General features: G+C 74.6%; 16 protein-coding genes and 1 tRNA gene. 3 read left to right on the top strand and 14 right to left on the bottom strand.

Annotated elements, in window-relative coordinates; genetic code table 11:
* Positions 1–94: 94 nt before the first annotated feature.
* The 3 genes from ATJ97_RS15880 to ATJ97_RS15870 are packed head-to-tail and all read right to left on the bottom strand — an operon-like array spanning position 95 to position 2,717.
* Positions 95–592, bottom strand: a complete 498-nt coding sequence (locus ATJ97_RS15880) for a Cg1360 family ATP-synthase-associated protein (protein WP_098484565.1) — start codon at positions 590–592, stop codon at positions 95–97.
* Positions 589–1,965, bottom strand: a complete 1,377-nt coding sequence (locus ATJ97_RS15875) for an MraY family glycosyltransferase (protein ID WP_098484564.1) — start codon at positions 1,963–1,965, stop codon at positions 589–591. Before ATJ97_RS15875 ends, ATJ97_RS15880 begins: the two co-directional genes overlap by 4 nt.
* Positions 1,962–2,717 carry an L-threonylcarbamoyladenylate synthase gene (locus tag ATJ97_RS15870; RefSeq protein WP_483866837.1) on the bottom strand — a complete coding sequence of 252 codons (756 nt, stop codon included), beginning with the start codon at positions 2,715–2,717 and terminating at the stop codon, positions 1,962–1,964. Before ATJ97_RS15870 ends, ATJ97_RS15875 begins: the two co-directional genes overlap by 4 nt.
* 47 nt (positions 2,718–2,764) lie before the next feature.
* Between ATJ97_RS15870 and ATJ97_RS15865 the strand changes: the two genes are divergently transcribed.
* The gene (locus ATJ97_RS15865; protein ID WP_211287264.1) at positions 2,765–3,172 is read left to right on the top strand and encodes a VanZ family protein; all 408 of its coding nucleotides are present in this window, start codon (positions 2,765–2,767) and stop codon (positions 3,170–3,172) included.
* On the opposite strand, the gene prmC is transcribed toward ATJ97_RS15865, so the two are convergent.
* From prmC to argS, 9 genes are all read right to left on the bottom strand, one after another.
* Entirely contained in the window at positions 3,132–4,046 is a 915-nt protein-coding gene (prmC, locus tag ATJ97_RS15860) for a peptide chain release factor N(5)-glutamine methyltransferase (RefSeq protein ID WP_098484563.1), read from the bottom strand. The genes ATJ97_RS15865 and prmC overlap by 41 nt on opposite strands.
* The gene (gene prfA / locus ATJ97_RS15855) at positions 4,043–5,140 is read right to left on the bottom strand and encodes a peptide chain release factor 1 (protein ID WP_098484562.1); all 1,098 of its coding nucleotides are present in this window, start codon (positions 5,138–5,140) and stop codon (positions 4,043–4,045) included. The genes prmC and prfA overlap by 4 nt, the downstream gene beginning before the upstream one ends.
* Positions 5,141–5,256: 116 nt before the next feature.
* Positions 5,257–5,469 carry a 50S ribosomal protein L31 gene (gene rpmE / locus ATJ97_RS15850; RefSeq protein ID WP_098484561.1) on the bottom strand — a complete coding sequence of 71 codons (213 nt, stop codon included), beginning with the start codon at positions 5,467–5,469 and terminating at the stop codon, positions 5,257–5,259.
* A gap of 180 nt (positions 5,470–5,649) precedes the next feature.
* Complete coding sequence (gene rho, locus ATJ97_RS15845; RefSeq protein WP_098484560.1) at positions 5,650–7,731, bottom strand: transcription termination factor Rho; 2,082 nt, start codon at positions 7,729–7,731, stop codon at positions 5,650–5,652.
* Positions 7,732–8,015: 284 nt separating this feature from the next.
* Entirely contained in the window at positions 8,016–8,909 is an 894-nt protein-coding gene (gene thrB, locus ATJ97_RS15840) for a homoserine kinase (protein WP_098484559.1), read from the bottom strand.
* A gap of 5 nt (positions 8,910–8,914) precedes the next feature.
* Entirely contained in the window at positions 8,915–10,015 is a 1,101-nt protein-coding gene (gene thrC, locus ATJ97_RS15835) for a threonine synthase (RefSeq protein ID WP_098484558.1), read from the bottom strand.
* Positions 10,015–11,325, bottom strand: a complete 1,311-nt coding sequence (locus ATJ97_RS15830; protein WP_483866836.1) for a homoserine dehydrogenase — start codon at positions 11,323–11,325, stop codon at positions 10,015–10,017. The genes thrC and ATJ97_RS15830 overlap by 1 nt, the downstream gene beginning before the upstream one ends.
* 81 nt (positions 11,326–11,406) lie before the next feature.
* A complete protein-coding gene (gene lysA, locus ATJ97_RS15825; RefSeq protein ID WP_098484557.1) occupies positions 11,407–12,810 on the bottom strand; it encodes a diaminopimelate decarboxylase in 1,404 nt (467 codons plus the stop codon).
* The gene (gene argS / locus ATJ97_RS15820) at positions 12,807–14,453 is read right to left on the bottom strand and encodes an arginine--tRNA ligase (RefSeq protein WP_098484556.1); all 1,647 of its coding nucleotides are present in this window, start codon (positions 14,451–14,453) and stop codon (positions 12,807–12,809) included. Before argS ends, lysA begins: the two co-directional genes overlap by 4 nt.
* Positions 14,454–14,650: 197 nt before the next feature.
* On the opposite strand from argS, the gene ATJ97_RS15815 reads away from it, so the two are divergent.
* Positions 14,651–14,723, top strand: a tRNA-Arg gene (locus ATJ97_RS15815).
* 167 nt (positions 14,724–14,890) lie between these two features.
* Here the strand turns inward: ATJ97_RS15815 and ATJ97_RS15810 are convergent.
* A complete protein-coding gene (locus ATJ97_RS15810; RefSeq protein ID WP_143427047.1) occupies positions 14,891–15,454 on the bottom strand; it encodes a TetR/AcrR family transcriptional regulator in 564 nt (187 codons plus the stop codon).
* 147 nt (positions 15,455–15,601) lie between these two features.
* On the bottom strand, positions 15,602–16,384 hold the full coding sequence (locus ATJ97_RS15805) for a glycerophosphodiester phosphodiesterase family protein (RefSeq protein WP_211287263.1): 783 nt from the start codon (positions 16,382–16,384) through the stop codon (positions 15,602–15,604).
* A 115-nt stretch (positions 16,385–16,499) separates the two neighbouring features.
* Here ATJ97_RS15805 and ATJ97_RS15800 point away from each other — a divergent pair, with 115 nt between their 5' ends.
* Positions 16,500–17,261 carry a 3-hydroxybutyrate dehydrogenase gene (locus ATJ97_RS15800; protein WP_098484553.1) on the top strand — a complete coding sequence of 254 codons (762 nt, stop codon included), beginning with the start codon at positions 16,500–16,502 and terminating at the stop codon, positions 17,259–17,261.
* Positions 17,262–17,372: the final 111 nt, after the last annotated feature.

The following is a 17,372-nucleotide window of genomic DNA, read 5'->3' as shown; positions in this document are numbered from 1 at the left end:
CGCGTCCGACGACGGAGGTGTGCTGGGAACGCAGAAAGCCTAACGCATTCGCGGGGGTGCTCCGGACACCGTCTCACCGCCCGCCCGGCGGGGCCTACGCCTCCGGGTCGCGGGCCTCGCCCGTGCCGGCGGTGCCGGCCGTCGAGGGACGCGCGGACAGGTCCACGGTGGGCACCCGGGCACGCAGGACCGCCGCCATCTCGATGCCGAGCGACCCGAGGATCGCCAGGACCAGGACGACGAAGAAGACTCCCGGGGAGTAGAACTCCCGGTCGCGCACGATGAGCAGCACCCCGAAGAGCAGGAGCATCTTCACCAGCCAGCCGCCCACGCCGGCGGCGGTGGCCACCGGCAGCGGCTTGTCCGCGGTGAGCATCATGGTCGCGACCGTGCCGACCATGAAGAGCGCGGCGATCCCGGCTCCCATGAGGGCACCCCACACTCCCGGCGTGCCGGCGACGAGGTAGCCGACGACGGAGCCGAGGACGGCCAGCCCCACGACCAGGACGCCGAGGCGGCGCAGGATGACGGAGTACATGTTCCGGGTCGCCCGGCTCGTCTCGTCGGGGACCTGGTGGGGGTTCTCGCTCATCCTCGGGACTCCTCCTCGGTGCGCACCGGGACGGCTGTCCCGGGCGGGGTGGTCGTGGGCGGGGCGGCCGCCGGGACGGCGCCCGCGGGGTCCGCCGTGGGCGCCGGGCGGGTCCTGCGCCAGGTGGGCGCCGTCGGTGGCGTCTCCCCCGCCGGGCGCCCGGCCGCGGCCGGGCTCGGGGCTGTCGGCGTCGCCGGCGGCGCGGGCCGCTGCTCCGGCTCGCGCGCGTCCGGCGCGGGGGCGTTCGCCACGGGGGCGTCCGGCACGGCCGCACGCCGGGAGCGCCCGCGCAGCCCGGGCAGCTGCGTGGCCGTCACGGCGACGGCCACGGCGACGGCGCCGGCGGTGCCCACGGCCACCTGGGTGGGGCTGTAGACGGCGAGGGCCACGGCGCTGAAGGAGACGACGGCGGTCCACATGTACAGGATCAGCACCGCGCGGCGGTGACTGTGCCCGAGGTCGAGCAGCCGGTGGTGCAGGTGCATCCGGTCGGGGTGGAACGGCGAGTGGCCCGCGCGCACGCGCCGGAAGACGGCGAGCGTCATGTCCAGCAGCGGCAGCAGCAGCACGGCCACCGGCAGCAGGATCGGCACGTAGGCGGGCAGCACCTGCGTGCTGCTCACGGTGGCCGGGTCGATCTGGCCGGTCACCACGATCGCGGCCGCGGCGACCGTCAGCCCGAGCAGCATCGCGCCGGAGTCGCCCATGAAGATCTTCGCCGGGTTGAAGTTGTGGGGCAGGAACCCGAGGCACACCCCCACCACGGCGGCGATCACGGCCGTGGCGAGGTTGGCGTAGTTGCCCGGCGAGGCGTCGCGGGTGAGCAGGTAGGTGTAGACGAAGAACGCTCCCCCGCCGATGGCGATCATGCCCGCGGCGAGGCCGTCGAGACCGTCGACGAAGTTGACGGCGTTGATGGCGACGACGACCACGAGGATCGTGGCGAAGAGCGAGAGCCGCGACGAGCCGATCGTGAGGCCGAAGATCGGGAAGGTGATGAGCTGGACGCCCTGCCAGGCCATGAAGCCCGCGGCGAGCACCTGGCCGACGAGCTTCGTCATCCAGTCCAGGTCCCACACGTCGTCCGCCACGCCGAGCAGGCACACCAGCGTCGCGCCGCCGAGGATCGCCCACATGCCCGAGGTCTCGAAGAACACCTCGTGCAGGAAGGGCACCTGGGATCCGACGACGAGCGCGGAGGCGAGCCCGACGAGCATGGCCACGCCCCCGAGGCGGGGCGTGGGGACGGTGTGCACGTCTCGTGCCCGCACGGGGGTCAGTGCCCGGGTCGCGAGCGCGACGCGCCGGACCAGCGGCGTGGCGAGGAACGTGATCGCCGCCGCCGTCAGCAGGACGAGCAGGTAGACCCTCACTGGGGGGCGTCACCCTCCCCGGGGCCGGTCGCGGTGGAGCCGTCGGTCGCGGTGGAGCCGTCGGACGCGGGCTCCTCACCGGGCGGGTCGGAGCCGGCGGCGTCGCCGTCGTCGGCCAGCTCCGGCGCGACGGCGGCGAGCTCCTCCCGGCTGAGGGCTCCCTGGCGCAGGATCGTGAGCCGCTCCGCCGTCGCGTCGACGATGGTGGAGGCGACCCCGCCGCCGGCGCGTCCGGCGTCGAGGTAGACGGCGACGTCGTCACCGAAGTAGCCGAGCGCCTGCGCCGCCGTGGTCGCGGACGGCTGCCCGGTCAGGTTGGCGCTGGAGACGGCCAGCGGGCCGGTCCGGCGCAGGAGGGCCAGGGCCGTCTCGTCGGCGGGCATCCGCAGCGCGACCGTGCCGTCGGTGTCGCCGAGGTCCCAGGCGAGGGAGGGCTGGGCGAGGCAGATGATCGTCAGGGGCCCGGGCCAGAACGCCGCGACGAGGTCCCGGACCACGTCCGGCACCTCGGTGGCGAGCCCGTCGAGGGTGCCCACGTTGCCCACCAGCACGGGCGGGGGCTGCTGCCGGCCGCGGCCCTTGGCTGCGAGCAGGGCGGCGACCGCCCGCGGGTCGAACGCGTCCGCGGCGATGCCGTACACGGTGTCGGTGGGGATCACGGCGAGCGCGCCGCGGCCCAGGGCATTGACGGCCTCGTCGAGCCCCGCGCTGCGACCCTCCGGGTCCTGGCAGTCGTACACACTCACGCGCACGAGTCTTTCACGGCGCCGCGAGGCGGCGTGACATCCTGTCCGGTGACATGAGCCCCACCGCCCGCCGACGCACCCGCCATCTCGTCCTCGCCGCCGCGGTCCTCGTCCAGCTCGTGGTGCTCTACGTCCCGCGGGTGCCCGACGTCGGCGCGGTCGGCGTCCCCGGCGCGGACAAGGTCGTTCACGCGGCGGTGTTCGCCGCCGTGACCCTCGCCGCGCTCCGGGCGGGCCTGCCCACCGTTCCCGTCCTGGTCCTCGTGACCGCGCACGCCCCGCTGAGCGAGGTGCTCCAGCACCAGGTGCTGCCCGGCCGGAGCGGGGACCCTGCCGACGTCGTCGCGGACCTGGTCGGGGTGGCCCTCGGCGCGGCGGCCGCGTGGTGGCTCACGGCCCGCGCCGCGCGCCCGGCCGCCGTCAGGGCCGCCGGGCCCGGACGTACCGGTCGCGACCCGTGAGGTCCGTCCCGGTGACGACGTCGGTGAACCCCGCGGCCACGACCAGGGCACGGACGGCCTCGGACTGGACCTCCGCGTGCTCCATCACGAGGAGACCGCCGGACCGCAGCAGCCGCGCCGCGGAGGCGACGACGGCGCGCGGCACGTCGAGCCCGTCGGGCCCGCCGCCGTAGAGGGCGAGGTCCGGGTCGTGCTCGCGCACCTCGACGTCGACGGGCACCTGGTCCGGCGGGATGTAGGGCGGGTTGGAGACGACGACGTCGACCGTGCCGTCCAGCTCGGGCAGGGCCGTGGCCGCGTCGCCGGCGTGGAGACGGACGTCCGGCGCGAGGGCGTCGACGTTGCGGCGGGCGACCGCGACCGCCTCGGCCGAGAGCTCCACGGCATGCACCTGCGCGCCGGGGACCTCGGTGGCCACGGCGAGCGCGATCGCCCCGGAACCGGTGCACAGGTCCACGACCACGGGGGCACGGCCGCCCACTGCTCGTGCCGCCTCGATGGCCGCCCCGGCGACGACCTCGGTCTCGGGGCGCACGACGAACGCGCCGGGCGCGGACTCCAGCACGAGGTGGCGGAAGGCCATCCGGCCGGTCAGGTGCTGGAGCGGCACCCGGAGGCTGCGTCGTCGGACGAGGTCCGCGTAGCGGGAGAGGAGATCCGCCTCGACCGGGGGCGCGAGGACCAGGGGGCCGCCCAGGAGGTGCTCGGCGAGCAGCCGGGCGTCGACGGCCGGGGACGGCACGCCGGCCTCGGCGAGCACCCGGCTCGCCCCGGCCACGGCCTGCCGCCAGGTCGGGACGCCACGGCCGGGGGCGGGGCGCGCACCGGCGGGCGGCGGGGCGACCGTCCCGCCGTCGCCGGGAACGGCGGTCATCCGCGGCCCGCGGCCGCGGCCGCGAGCCGGGCGGCCTCGTCCATCTCGACGGCGGAGGCGATGACCGGCCCGAGGTCGCCGTCGAGCACGTGGTCGAGGTTGTAGGCCTTGTACCCGGTGCGGTGGTCGGCGATGCGGTTCTCGGGGAAGTTGTAGGTGCGGATCCGCTCGGAGCGGTCCACGGTGCGGACCTGGGAGCGGCGCTGCTCGGAGGCGGCGGCCTCCGCCTCCTCCTGCCGGGCGGCGAGGAGCCGGGCGCGCAGCACGCGCATCGCCTGCTCACGGTTCTGCAGCTGCGACTTCTCGTTCTGCATCGACACCACGATGCCCGTGGGCACGTGGGTGATGCGCACGGCGGAGTCGGTGGTGTTCACGGACTGGCCGCCGGGACCGGAGGAGCGGTAGACGTCGATGCGCAGGTCGTTCTGGTCGATCTCCACCTCGCCCGGGTCGTCGACCTCGGGCAGGACGAGCACGCCCGCGGCGGAGGTGTGGATACGCCCCTGGGACTCGGTGACGGGCACGCGCTGCACGCGGTGCACGCCGCCCTCGTACTTCAGGTGCGCCCACACGCCGTCGGAGGGGTCCTGCGGGACGCCCTTGGCCTTGATGGCCACGGAGACGTCCTTGTAGCCGCCGAGGTCGGACTCGGTGGCACCGAGGATCTGGGCCGACCAGCCCTGCCGCTCGGCGTAGCGCAGATACATGCGCAGCAGGTCCCCGGCGAACAGCGCGGACTCCTCCCCGCCCTCGCCGGCCTTGACCTCGAGGATGACGTCGCGGGCGTCGTCCGGGTCGGTGGGGACGAGGACCCGGCGCAGCTCCTCGGCGGCCCCGTCGCGCGTGGCCTCGAGCGCGGGGAGCTCCTCGGCGAACGCCTCGTCGGCCTCGGCGAGCTCGCGCCCGGCGGTCAGGTCGCCCTCCGCGGCCTGCCACGCACGGTAGGCGTGGACGATGCGCCCGAGCTCGGCGTAGCGGCGCCCGAGCGTCCTCGCGCGGCCGGCGTCGGCGTGGACGGACGGGTCGGCCAGCGCGCGCTCGATCTCGGCGTGCTCGGCCAGCAGCGGCTCGACGGCCGTGAGGTCCTCGCTCATGCCTCTCCCTCGGTGGTCCGCTCCGGACCCTCGTACGAACTACGGTTCTGCGTACGACAACGCCGGCGGGAGCCGCGGACGGTGTCCGCGGCGTCACCGCCGGCGCCGGAAGGGTGCTACTTGTTCCGCTTGCCGTAGCGGGCCTCGAAGCGGGCCACACGACCACCGGTGTCGAGGATCTTCTGCTTGCCGGTGTAGAACGGGTGGCAGGCGCTGCACACGTCGGCGTGGATCTCGCCGGACGTGGCCGTGCTGCGGGTGGTGAAGGTGTTGCCGCACGTGCACGTGACGGTGGTGGTCACGTACTCGGGGTGGATGCCCTGCTTCATGTCTCTCCTAGGTTCGTGAGTGCCCCGGGTCGGGCGCGAGGGACCGCGTCCGTGAACCGGAGGCCGACGAGATATTGTGCCAGACCGCACCTGACGGCCGGAACCTTGTGTCCAACACCGCGGGCGTCCGTCCTGTTCCCGCCTGGGCGGACGGCCCGCGGATGTGAGCGACGTCTCCGTCTAGCGGATGGCGAGCTCGGGCTCGTGCGTGGGCGTCGGCGTCGTCTTCTGCACCGTCATGAGGAACTCCGCGTTCGACGACGTCTCGCGCAGCTTGCCCAGGAGCAGGTCGATGGCCTGCTGCTGGTCGAGCGCACCCATGACCCGGCGCAGCTTCCAGACGATCTTGAGCTCCTCGGGGGCCATGAGCAGCTCCTCGCGGCGGGTGCCGGAGGCATTGACGTCCACGGCCGGGAAGATGCGCTTGTCCGCCAGCTGACGGGCCAGGCGCAGCTCCATGTTCCCGGTGCCCTTGAACTCCTCGAAGATGACCTCGTCCATCTTCGACCCGGTCTCCACCAGGGCGGAGGCGAGGATCGTCAGCGAGCCGCCGTTCTCGATGTTGCGCGCGGCGCCGAAGAACTTCTTCGGCGGGTACAGCGCCGAGGCGTCGACACCGCCGGAGAGGATGCGGCCGGAGGCCGGCGCGGCGAGGTTGTAGGCCCGGGAGAGGCGGGTCAGGGAGTCCAGGAGCACCACGACGTCCTGGCCCAGCTCGACGAGCCGCTTGGCCCGCTCGATCGCGAGCTCGGCGACGATCGTGTGGTCCGAGGCCGGCCGGTCGAAGGTGGAGGCGATGACCTCGCCCTTGACCATGCGCTCCATGTCCGTGACCTCCTCGGGGCGCTCGTCGACGAGCACGACCATGAGGTGGACCTGGGGGTTGTTGACGGAGATCGCGTTGGCGATCTGCTGCATGATGATCGTCTTGCCGGCCTTGGGCGGGGAGACGATGAGACCACGCTGCCCCTTGCCGATGGGGGCGACGAGGTCGATGACGCGGGGCGTGATGGCCTTCGGCGTCGTCTCCAGGCGCAGCTGCTCCTGCGGGTAGAGCGGGGTCAGCTTGGTGAAGTCCGGCCGCTTGCGCGCCTGCTCGACGCCCATCCCGTTGACGGTGTCGAGGCGGACCAGCGCGTTGAACTTCTGGCGCTGCCCGGTCTGCTGCTCGCCCTCGCGGGGCTGGCGCACCGCACCGGTGATCGCGTCACCGCGGCGCAGGCCGTTCTTCTTGACCTGACCCAGCGTGACGTAGACGTCGTTGGGGCCGGGCAGGTACCCGGAGGTGCGCACGAAGGCGTAGTTCTCCAGGACGTCGAGGATGCCCGCGACGGGCAGCAGGACGTCGTCCTCGCTGACCTCGACGGGCTCGTCGAAGGCGAAGTCGCCCCGGCCCGTGCCGCGGCGCTTGCGGTCCCGGTTGCGGTCGCGGCTACGACGGCGCGAGCGCGAGCCGTGCTCGTCGTCGTCGCGGCGGTTGCGCCCGCCGAGCGGGGACTGGTGACCGGGCTGGTCGTGCTCGCCGTCCTCCTGACGGTCACGACGGCGGGCGGCGGCCTCGCCGAGGGCGTCGAGGGCACGACGCGCGCGCTCCTCCTCGGTCTCCCCGCCGTGCTCGGCGTTCCCGGCGCGCTCCGCGAGCTCGCGCTTGAGGGCCTCCTTCGCGTCCTCGTGGGAGGCGGTCTGCGCGGGGTCGGCGGCGGTCGGCGCGGCGGCGGTCACGGGTGCTGCGGCAGGGGCGGTGGCCCGGCGCGAGCCGCGGCGCTGGCGCTGCGCGGGCTGGACGTCGGGCAGCTGCAGCTGGGCCGGGGCCTCGGCCGCGTCCGACCCGGTCGGCTCGGACTCGGTGCGCTCCGGCTGTGGGCGCTCGGTGCGGGTGCGCTCGGCGCGGGCGGGCTCCGGGGACCGGCGGGTGCTGGGTTCCTGGGCGCGCTCGGCCTTGGCCGGCTCGGCGGCACGGCCCGGCTCGGCGGACTCCGACCGCTTCGGCTCGGCGGACTCCGACCTCTTCGACGCGGCGGAGTCCGGCTGCTTCGACGCGGCGGAGTCCGACTGCTTCGGCGCAGCGGTCCGGCCGGCGCCGTTGCCGTCGCCGCGGGCCTCGCGGATGGCGGCGACGAGGTCGCTCTTCCGCATCTTCGCCGTGCCCTTGAGCCCCATCTCGCCCGCGAGGGCCTGGAGCTCCGGGAGGCGCAGCGTGGTCAACGAGCCCCGGCGTGACCCGGCGGTGCCGGTGTTGGGGGCGTCGACAGTTTCGGTCACGAGGTTCCTTCCCTCGGTGAAACGTCCTCGGTCTGGTCGGCGCAAGGACGCGGGTCGGTTTACCAGCCGGGAGGGCTGGGTGGTGATGGGGTCCCCGCGCGCGGACGCTGCAGGCGCGTGGCGGTCGGGGCAGATGCTCCGTCTGTACGAAGACGCGGTAGACGCACCCAGGTGCGCGGAAACGTCCGCAGGGAGTCGGTGCACTGACGATGCTACCAGCCGTCGACTGCGCGCGCCGCACGATCCGGACGTGTTTCTCGCCCCAGGTCGGCGAATATCCCCGGTCAGCCGACGAGGTGCGCACCCGAGGTCGCGACGCCCGGGTCGAGCACCCGCCAGCCGTGCTGCTCCAGGGTCCGGGCGGTGGCGTCGTCGAGCCGCTCGAGCACCAGCACGCTGGGCCCGGCACCGGAGACGACAGCCGGCCAGCCGGCCTGGCGCAGGGCCCGGACGGCCTCGGCGGTGCCGCGCATGGCGTCGGCGCGGTACCCCTGGTGCAGCCGGTCCTCCGTGGCCGCCATGAGCAGGTCGCTCCGGCCGCCGAGCGCGAGCACCAGCAGCGCGGAGCGGGCGGCGTTGAACGCCGCGTCCGCGTGCGGGACCTGCGTGGGCAGCACCGCCCGGGCCGTGTGGGTGAGCAGCTGCGCCTGCGGGACCAGCACCGTGGGCCGCAGGTCGCCGGAGACGGGGATGCGGGCGGCGTGCGGCCCCGCGCCGTCCTCCCAGGCCGCGGTGGCCCCGCCGAGCAGCGCCGGGGCGGCGTTGTCCGGGTGCCCCTCGAGCTGGGTGGCGAGGTCGAGGAGAGCGTCGTCGTCGAGCGCCTCCGGCTCCGCCAGCAGAGCGCGGGCCGCGACCAGACCGGCGACGACGGCGGCCGCCGAGGACCCCATCCCGCGCCCGTGCGGGATGGCGTTGTGGCAGACGAGCTCCAGGCCCGCCTGCGGGGCCCCCGCCCGGTCCAGGCCGAGCCGCACGGCACGGACGACGAGGTGCTCCTCGCCGTCGGGCAGGGCGCCGTCCCCCTCCCCCACGACGCGGACCGTCGTCGGGCCGGCGACGGCGCGGACGGAGACCTCGTCCCACACACCCAGCGCCAGGCCCAGGGAGTCGAACCCGGGCCCGAGGTTGGCCGACGTGGCCGGGACCCGGACCCGGACGACGTCGCGCGCGAGCCGCACGGGCGTTACAGGCCCAGGGCCGCGACGGCGGCCTCGAGCGTGGGCGCGATGACCTCGGGCTCGACGGTGGTGTGGCCCAGCGCGGTCGCGGTGTCCTTCAGGCCGTTGCCCGTCACGGTGCACACGATCCGGGCCCCCGCGGGCACGCGGCCGTGCTCGGCGGCCTGCAGCAGCCCGGCGACGGAGGCGGCCGAGGCCGGCTCCACGAACACGCCCACCTCGGCGGCGAGCAGCGACTGGGCGTCGAGGATCTGAGCGTCGGTGACGGCGTCGATCCAGCCGCCGGAGTCGTCGCGGGCGGCCTCGGCGTAGTCCCAGGAGGCCGGGTTGCCGATGCGGATCGCGGTGGCGACGGTCTCCGGGTGCTCGACGGGGGCGCCCTTGACGAACGGCGCCGCCCCCTCGGCCTGCACGCCCCACATCTGCGGCACCCTGGTGGCCACCGGCGCCAGGCGCGTGGCGGCGTCGTCGACCGAGGCGGCCGTGGTGCGGCCGGCGTACTCGTTGTAGCCCATCCAGTACGCGGAGATGTTGCCGGCGTTGCCCACGGGCAGGACGTGGACGTCGGGGGCGTCACCGAGGGCGTCGACCACCTCGAACGCGGCGGTCTTCTGGCCCTGCAGGCGGTAGGGGTTGACCGAGTTGACGAGCGCGACCGGGTACTGCTCCGCGAGGTCGCGGGCGATGCGGAGGCAGTCGTCGAAGTTGCCGTCCACGGCCACGAGGGTCGCGCCGTGGACGATGGCCTGGGCGAGCTTGCCGGCGGCGATCTTCCCCGCGGGCAGGACGACGGCGCAGCCGAGGCCCGCGCGCACGGCGTAGGCGGCGGCCGAGGCGGAGGTGTTCCCGGTGGACGCGCACACGACCATGCGGGTGTCCGTGGCGGCGACGTTCGACATCGCCATGGTCATGCCGCGGTCCTTGAAGGAGCCGGTCGGGTTCGCGCCCTCGACCTTGACCCACACCCGCGCGCCGGTCCGCTCCCCGAGCACGGGCGCCTCGACCAGCGGGGTGCCGCCCTCGCCGAGGGTCACGACCGGGTCGTCGGCCCCGATCGGCAGCCGGTCGCGGTACTCCTCGATCACGCCTCGCCACTGGTGGGCCATCATGCTCCTTCGACTCGGGTCACCGAGATGACCTCGTGCACGTGCGGTTCCTCGGCCAGCCTCGCCACCGTGCGCTCGAGCGCCGCCTCGGTGGAGACGTCGCTGATGATCGTCAGCTGCGCGACGCCGTCCGCCGAGCGCTGCTGGCGGACGCTGTCGATGGACACGCCCTCCTCGCCGTAGACGCCGGCCACGGCGGCCAGCGTGCCCGGCGCGTGCGCCAGCCGGAGCTGGACCTGGGTACGGGCGGCGGTCGCGTCGGGGCCGTGCAGCGGCAGCTCGGCGTAGGTGGACTCGCGCGGCGCGTGGCCGCCGTGGACCTTGTGGTTCGCGGCGGCGACGACGTCGCTGAGCACCGCCGAGGCGGTCGGCGCACCGCCGGCGCCCTGCCCGTAGAACATCAGGCGGCCCGCGGACTCGGACTCGACGACGACGGCGTTGAACGCGCCGTGCACCGCGGCGAGCGGGTGTGCGGCCGGCACGAGCGCGGGGTGGACGCGCACGCTGATGCCCTCTGTGCCGCCGGAGACCGTGCGGCGGGCGACGGCGAGCAGCTTCATGACGTGGCCCGTCTCGCGCGCCTCCGCCATGTCCTCGGCGGTGATGTGCCGGATGCCGGTGACGGGGACGTCGTCGATGCCCACGCGGGTGTGGAAGGCCAGGGAGGCGAGGATCGCGGCCTTCGCCGCGGCGTCGTGCCCGTCGACGTCCGCCGTCGGGTCCGCCTCGGCGTAGCCGAGCTCCTGCGCCTGGGACAGCGCCTGGTCGAAGCTGAGCCCCCGGGTGGCCATCTCGTCGAGGATGTAGTTCGTCGTGCCGTTGACGATGCCCAGCACCGCGGTGATCTTGTCCCCGGCCAGGGACTCGCGCAGGCCGTAGACGACGGGGACGGCGCCCGCGACGGCGGCCTCGTAGTAGAGGTCCGCGTCCCCGGCCTCGGCGGCGGCGTGCAGCTCGGGGCCGTGGGCCGCGAGGAGCGCCTTGTTGCCGGTGACGACAGTGGCGCCGGAGCGCAGCGCCCGCAGGACGAGCGTGCGGGCAGGCTCGATGCCGCCGATGAGCTCGATCACCACGTCCGCGCGACCGACCAGGCCCTCGGCGTCGTCGGTCAGCAGGTCCCGGGGCACCCACGGGTCCCGCTCGGCGGCGGTGTCGCGCACGGCGATGCCGACCAGCTCGAGATGGGCACCGCTCCTCGCCGCCCAGTCGTCGCCGTGCTCCCGGAGCAGGCGGACCACCTGGCTGCCGACCGTGCCGCAGCCCAGCAGGCCTACGCGCACGACGCCGTCGGTCGGACGGTTCTCAGTCACCAGCATCCTCTCGATCGCGGGCGGCACCGTTCGGCGCCGCGCCCAGGATAGGGGGCTGTCGGTCCCGGCCTCCGGGGCGTCTCAGCCGAGGTCGAGCGCGAGCAGGTCGTCCACCGTCTCGCGGCGCACGAGGACCCTCACCTCGCCGTCCCCGAGGGCGAGCACCGGCGGTCGCGGGACGAGGTTGTAGTTGCTGGCCATCGACCGGCCGTACGCGCCGGTCGCGGGCACGGCGAGCAGGTCGCCGGCGCGCACGTCGGCCGGCAGGGCCACGTCGCGCACGACGATGTCGCCGCTCTCGCAGTGCTTGCCCACCACGCGGGCGGTCACCGTGGCCGCGTCCGACCGACGGTCGGCGAGCGTGGCGGTGTACTCGGCCTCGTAGAGGGCGGTGCGGATGTTGTCGCTCATGCCGCCGTCGACGGAGACGTACGTGCGGGTCCCACCGCCGTCGAGGGCGACCTCCTTGACGGTGCCCACCCTGTACAGGGTCAGGCCGGCGGGGCCGGCGATCGAGCGGCCCGGCTCCACGGAGATGCGGGGCACGGGGGTGCCGAGCTCGGTGCAGACGTCGCGCACGGCGTCGGCGAGGGTCCGGGCGATCTGCTCCGGGGCGGGCGGGACGTCGTCGGCGCCGGTGTAGCGGATGCCGTACCCGCCACCGAGGTCGACCTCCGGGGCGAGGTGGCCGGTCTCCGCCGCGACCTGGGCACGCAGGCCGAGGATCGCGCGGGCCGCGACCGCGAAGCCCGCGAGATCCACGATCTGGCTGCCGATGTGCGAGTGGAGGCCGACGAGCTCGAGCTCGTCGTGGGCGAGGATCTCGTCGACGGCCTTGCGCGCCGCCCCGGAGGCGAGGGAGAGTCCGAACTTCTGGTCCTCGTGCGCCGTGGCGATGAAGTGGTGCCCGCCGGCGTGGACGCCGGTGGTCACCCGCACCATGACGGGAGCGCGCACGCCGGCCTCCCGGGCCAGGGCCGCCACCCGGCCCACCTCGGCGAGGGAGTCGACGACGATGCGCCCGACGCCGTGCGCCAGGGCGGTGCGGATCTCGTCGTCGGACTTGTTGTTGCCGTGCAGGCCGATGGCCTCGCCCGGCACGCCGGCGCGCAGGGCGACGGCGAGCTCGCCCGCGGTGGAGGTGTCGATGCGCAACCCCTCCTCGTGCACCCACCGGGCGACGGCGAGGGAGAGGAAGGCCTTGCCGGCGTAGTACACGTCGGCACCGGCCATACCCTCGGACTCGGCGAAGGCGGCGTCGAAGGCGGTGGCGAAGGCGCGGGCACGCCGGCGCAGGTCCGCCTCGTCGACGACGTAGGCCGGGGTGCCGTGCGTGCGGGCCAGCTCGCGCAGGTCGACGCCGGCGACGCTCAGGGCGCCGTCGCCGCCGCGGCTCACGCCGGTGGACCAGACGCCGGTGGGGGCGCCGTCGGGCTCGGGCGCCGTCCTCGGGGCCGCCGCGGGGGCGGCGTGCTCGGCGCTCACATCCGCTCCGGGGCCGAGACGCCGAGCAGGTCCAGGCCGTTGGTGAGGACCTGGCTGGTGGCGTCGTTGAGCCACAGCCGCGCGGTGTGGCCGGCGTCGACCGGGTCCTCCCCGCGCGGGGAGATGCGGGTCTGGCCGTACCACTGGTGGTAGGCGGCCGCGACCTGCTCGAGGTAGCGGGCCACGCGGTGCGGCTCACGAAGGCGCGCGGCGTGGGCGACGGTCTCCGGGAACTGCCCCAGCGCCCCGAGCAGCTCGGCGTCGGCGGGGTGGTCCAGGGCCGCGGGGTCGAAGCCGTCACGCGGGACGCCGTGCTCCTCGGCGTTGCGGGACGCGTTACGGGTCCGGGCGTAGGCGTACTGGACGTAGTAGACGGGGTTGTCCAGGTTCTTCTCGCGCAGCTTCTCCCCGTCCAGGGCGAGGGGCGAGTCCGCGGGGAAACGGGCCAGGGTGTAGCGCACGGGGTCCGTGCCGATCCACTCGATGAGGTCGCGCAGCTCGATGATGTTGCCGGCGCGCTTGCTCATCCGGGCGCCGGCGACCGAGACGAGCTGGCCGATGAGGATCTCGATGTTGCTCTCCGGGTCGTCCCCCGCGCACGAGGCGATCGCCTTGAGCCGGTTGACGTAGCCGTGGTGGTCGGCGCCGAGGAGGTAGATCTTCTCGCCGAACCCGCGGTCCTTCTTCGACAGGTAGTACGCGGCGTCGGCGGCGAAGTAGGTGGGGCTGCCGTCGGCGCGCACGAGCACGCGGTCCTTGTCGTCGGAGAAGTCCGTGGTGCGCAGCCACACGGCCCCGCCGTCGTCGTAGACGTGGCCCTGCGTGCGCAGGCGGTCGACGGCACCCTCGACGGCGCCGCCGTCGTGCAGCTCACGCTCGGAGAACCACACGTCGAAGTGGACGTTGAAGTCGGCGAGGGTCTGCTCGATCTCCGCCATCTGCAGCCGGTACCCGAGCTCGCGGGCGACGGCGACGGCCTCGTCGTGGGGCAGCTCCGGCAGGTCGGGGCGCTCGTCGAGGACCTTGCGGGCCAGCTCGGTCACGTACTCGCCCTGGTAGCCGCCCTCCGGGATCTCGCCGCCGGTGGCGCGGGCCAGGATCGAGGCGCCGAACTTGTCCATCTGGGAACCGGCGTCGTTGATGTAGTACTCCGGGACCACCTCGGCGCCGGACGCCCGCAGGAGGCGGACCAGCGCGTCGCCCAGCGCGGCCCACCGGGTGTGGCCGATGTGCAGCGGCCCGGTCGGGTTGGCGGAGACGAACTCCATGTTGATCCGGTGCCCGGCCAGTGCGTCGTTGCGCCCGTAGCCGGCCCCGGCCTCGACGACCGTGCGGGCCAGCTCGCCGGCGGCGCCGGCCTCGAGCCGGATGTTGAGGAAGCCGGGGCCGGCGACCTCGGCGGCCGCGACGCCGTCGGCGTCGCTCAGGCGCGCCGCCAGCAGCTCTGCCAGGGCCCGGGGGTTCGTCCCCGCCTTCTTGGCCAGCTGCATCGCCACGTTGGTCGCCCAGTCTCCGTGCTCGCGCTGACGGGGCCGCTCGACCCTGGGCTCGGGGACGTCGTCGGGGGCGAGGGCCACGTCACCGGAGGCCACGGCGTCGAGCAGGACGGTGCGGATCAGGTCGGCTAGCTGGGCTGGGGTCACCCGGCCAAGGGTAGTAGGCGCCCGGGACGGGGCGAGATCAGCGTCCGCCACCGCCCGGTGGGCCTCGTCACAGGACCTGACGGTCCGCAGGGCACCGCGGGAGCGTGACCTGCACCACTCCCCCGCCGCACGGCCCGCACGGAGGTGAAGCGTCGCCCTCACGGCTGATAACATCACCAGGCGCTGTCAGCAGCGGCGCCCCTTTAGCTCAGTGGATAGAGCGTCTGCCTCCGGAGCAGAAGGTCGCTGGTTCGAATCCAGTAGGGGGCACCGGAACCAGAGCCCCCGCCCTACCGGCGGGGGCTCTTCTCGTGCGGCGGGCGCTCTTCTCGTGCGGCGGGCGCTCTTCTCGTGCGGTGGGCGCTCTTCTCGTGCCGCGACGCCTGGTTCCGTGGGCGGCGTCGTCCTGCCGGCCCCGCTGCTCACGCCGGCTCCCCTCACGCCACGACGAGCGCCTCGTACCACGGCACCGGCAGTCCGCCGACGCAGGCGCGCGCGGTGACCTGCGGGTCGGCCCCCAGCAGCACCGCCTCGAGGGCGCCGTACGCGGCGAAGCCCATCACGCGTGCCACCGTGGCGGTCTCCGTCCCCAGCACCGTGCCGTCGTTCTGCAGCGGCAGCAGCGTGCGGCCCGCCGCCTCGATGAGGCGGTCGGTGACGGCCCGCGAGAGCGTGGGGTCGCCGTCGGGACCGATGAGGGCCGCGTAGGCGGGACGCTGACCGGCGGCGTGCGCGAGCAGGCCCTCCAGCCACACCGTGCTGTCGCCGCCCGCCTCGAGCTCGTCGATCCGGTCGAAGAGCTCCCCGAGAACCGCCCCGGCGAGCTCGGTCACGGTGCGGAAGTGCTTGTAGAAGGTTGTCCGGTGCACGCCGGCGGCCCGGCACAGCCCGGCCACGGAGACCTGGGCCAGCGGCGCCTCGACCACCAGCTGCGCCATGGCGCGCCCCAGCGCCGCGCGGGTGCGGCGCGTGCGGGGGTCCATGTAGTGCTCTGAGCTCACCGTTTCATCATGCCGCCGATACCCGGGGTCAGGTGGCCGAAACGACGCACGAGATCTGCGGCGAGGGACGACACCTCCGCACCGGGGAGGACCGGGGAGGACGGGCGCCGCTCGTGCCAGGTGCGCGGGCGGGGAGGACGGGCGCCGTCAGTGCCAGGGGCCGCGGGCGGTGAGGACGTCGCGCAGGACGCGCGGGCGGTCGGAGACCAGCCCGTCCACCCCGAGATCGAGCAGCGCGTGCATCTGCGCCGGCTCGTCGATCGTCCAGACGTGGACCGCCAGCCCGTGGCGGTGCGCGGCGCCGACGAACCGCGGGGTGACGACCGGGACGCCGCGGTGGGAGACCGGGACCTGGGTGCACACCGCACCGTCCGCGGGGCCCGGGAGCCCGCGCAGCGCCCGCCGCTGGGCAGGCCCGGGCAGCCGGGAGGCCGCGGCGAGCCGGACGATGTCCCGGCGCCCCAGGCTGGTGGCCACCCGGGGGCCGAGCGCGGCCCGCAGGCGCGCAAGACGGGCGTCGGAGAAGGACGCCAGGCACACCCGGTCCCACGCGGCCGTGCGCCGGACGGTCTCGGCCAGGGGCTCCACGACGGCGTCGTCCTTGGCGTCGATGTTCACCCGCAGCCCGGGGAAGTCCGCGAGCAGCTCGTCCAGGCGCAGCAGGCGCTCGCCCGAGCGGTCCCTCAGCCGGGAGAGCCGGTCCCACGTCATCTCCCTCACCGCGCCGGTGCCGTCGGTGACCCGGTCGACCGTGGGGTCGTGCGAGAGGACGACCACCCCGTCGGAGGTCGCGTGGACGTCCGTCTCCAGGTAGCCCAGCCCGAGCGAGACCGTGTGCTCCACGGCCGCGCGGGAGTTCTCCGGTACCTCCAGCCCGCCGCCGCGGTGGGCCAGGGCGATCGGACCGGGACCGTCGAGGTACGCGCTCATCCGGCACATCCTGCCCGAGAGACAGGCGGGGTGGGCGCACTCACACACGCCCGAAGGGAAGTATGTGGTGACGGCCCATCGGAGGGCGGTGTCCCGGTTTCGTAGGTTGCTCGGCATGAGAGACGACGACGGGGTCGGTCTGGGCGGGCGCACGGCCCTGGTGACCGGGGCGGCCAGCGGGATCGGTGCGGCGGTCGCCCGCGAGCTGGCCGGGCGCGGCGCGCACGTCCTGGTGTGCGACGTCGACGCCGCCGGCGCCGAGGCCGTCGCGGCCCAGGTCGGCGGCGAGCCGTGGGCGGTGGACCTTACCGACACCGCCGCCCTCGCGGACCTGCGCCTCGACGCCGACATCGTGGTCAACAACGCGGGCGTCCAGCACGTCAGCCCGGTCGAGGACTTCCCGCCGGAGCGCTTCGCCCTCATCCTCCGGCTGATGCTGGAGGCGCCGTTCCTGCTGGCCCGGGCGGCCCTGCCCCATATGTACGAGCGCGGGTGGGGCCGGCTCGTCCACATCTCCAGCGCCCACGGCCTGCGTGCCAGCGCGTACAAGTCGGCCTACGTCTCCGCCAAGCACGGGCTCGAGGGACTGTCGAAGGTCATCGCCCTGGAGGGCGCCGACCGGGGCGTGACGAGCAACTGCGTCAACCCCGGCTACGTGCGCACACCGCTGGTGGAGAAGCAGGTGAGCGACCAGGCCCGCGTCCACGGCCTCTCCGAGGAGGAGGTCCTCAGCCAGGTCATGCTGAAGAACTCCGCCATCAAGCGGCTGCTGGAGCCTGAGGAGGTGGCGCAGGCCGTCACCTACCTGTGCTCCCCCGCCGCGGCCTTCGTCACCGGCAGCAACATCGTCCTCGACGGCGGGTGGTCGGCCCGCTGAGCCGCCGGGCCGCTGGTCCCCGCGATGAGACCCACCGTACCCCTCCCGGGCCCTGTCCCCGGCGGGACGGGACCTCTCCCGGGCGGCACGCGCCCTCTCCCCGGCGGCACG

Origin of the sequence: Georgenia soli (genome assembly GCF_002563695.1) — a bacterium.
Classification (GTDB): domain Bacteria; phylum Actinomycetota; class Actinomycetes; order Actinomycetales; family Actinomycetaceae; genus Georgenia; species Georgenia soli.
Note: the sequence above shows the minus strand (reverse complement) of the source record. Positions and strands in the feature narration are given on the sequence as shown.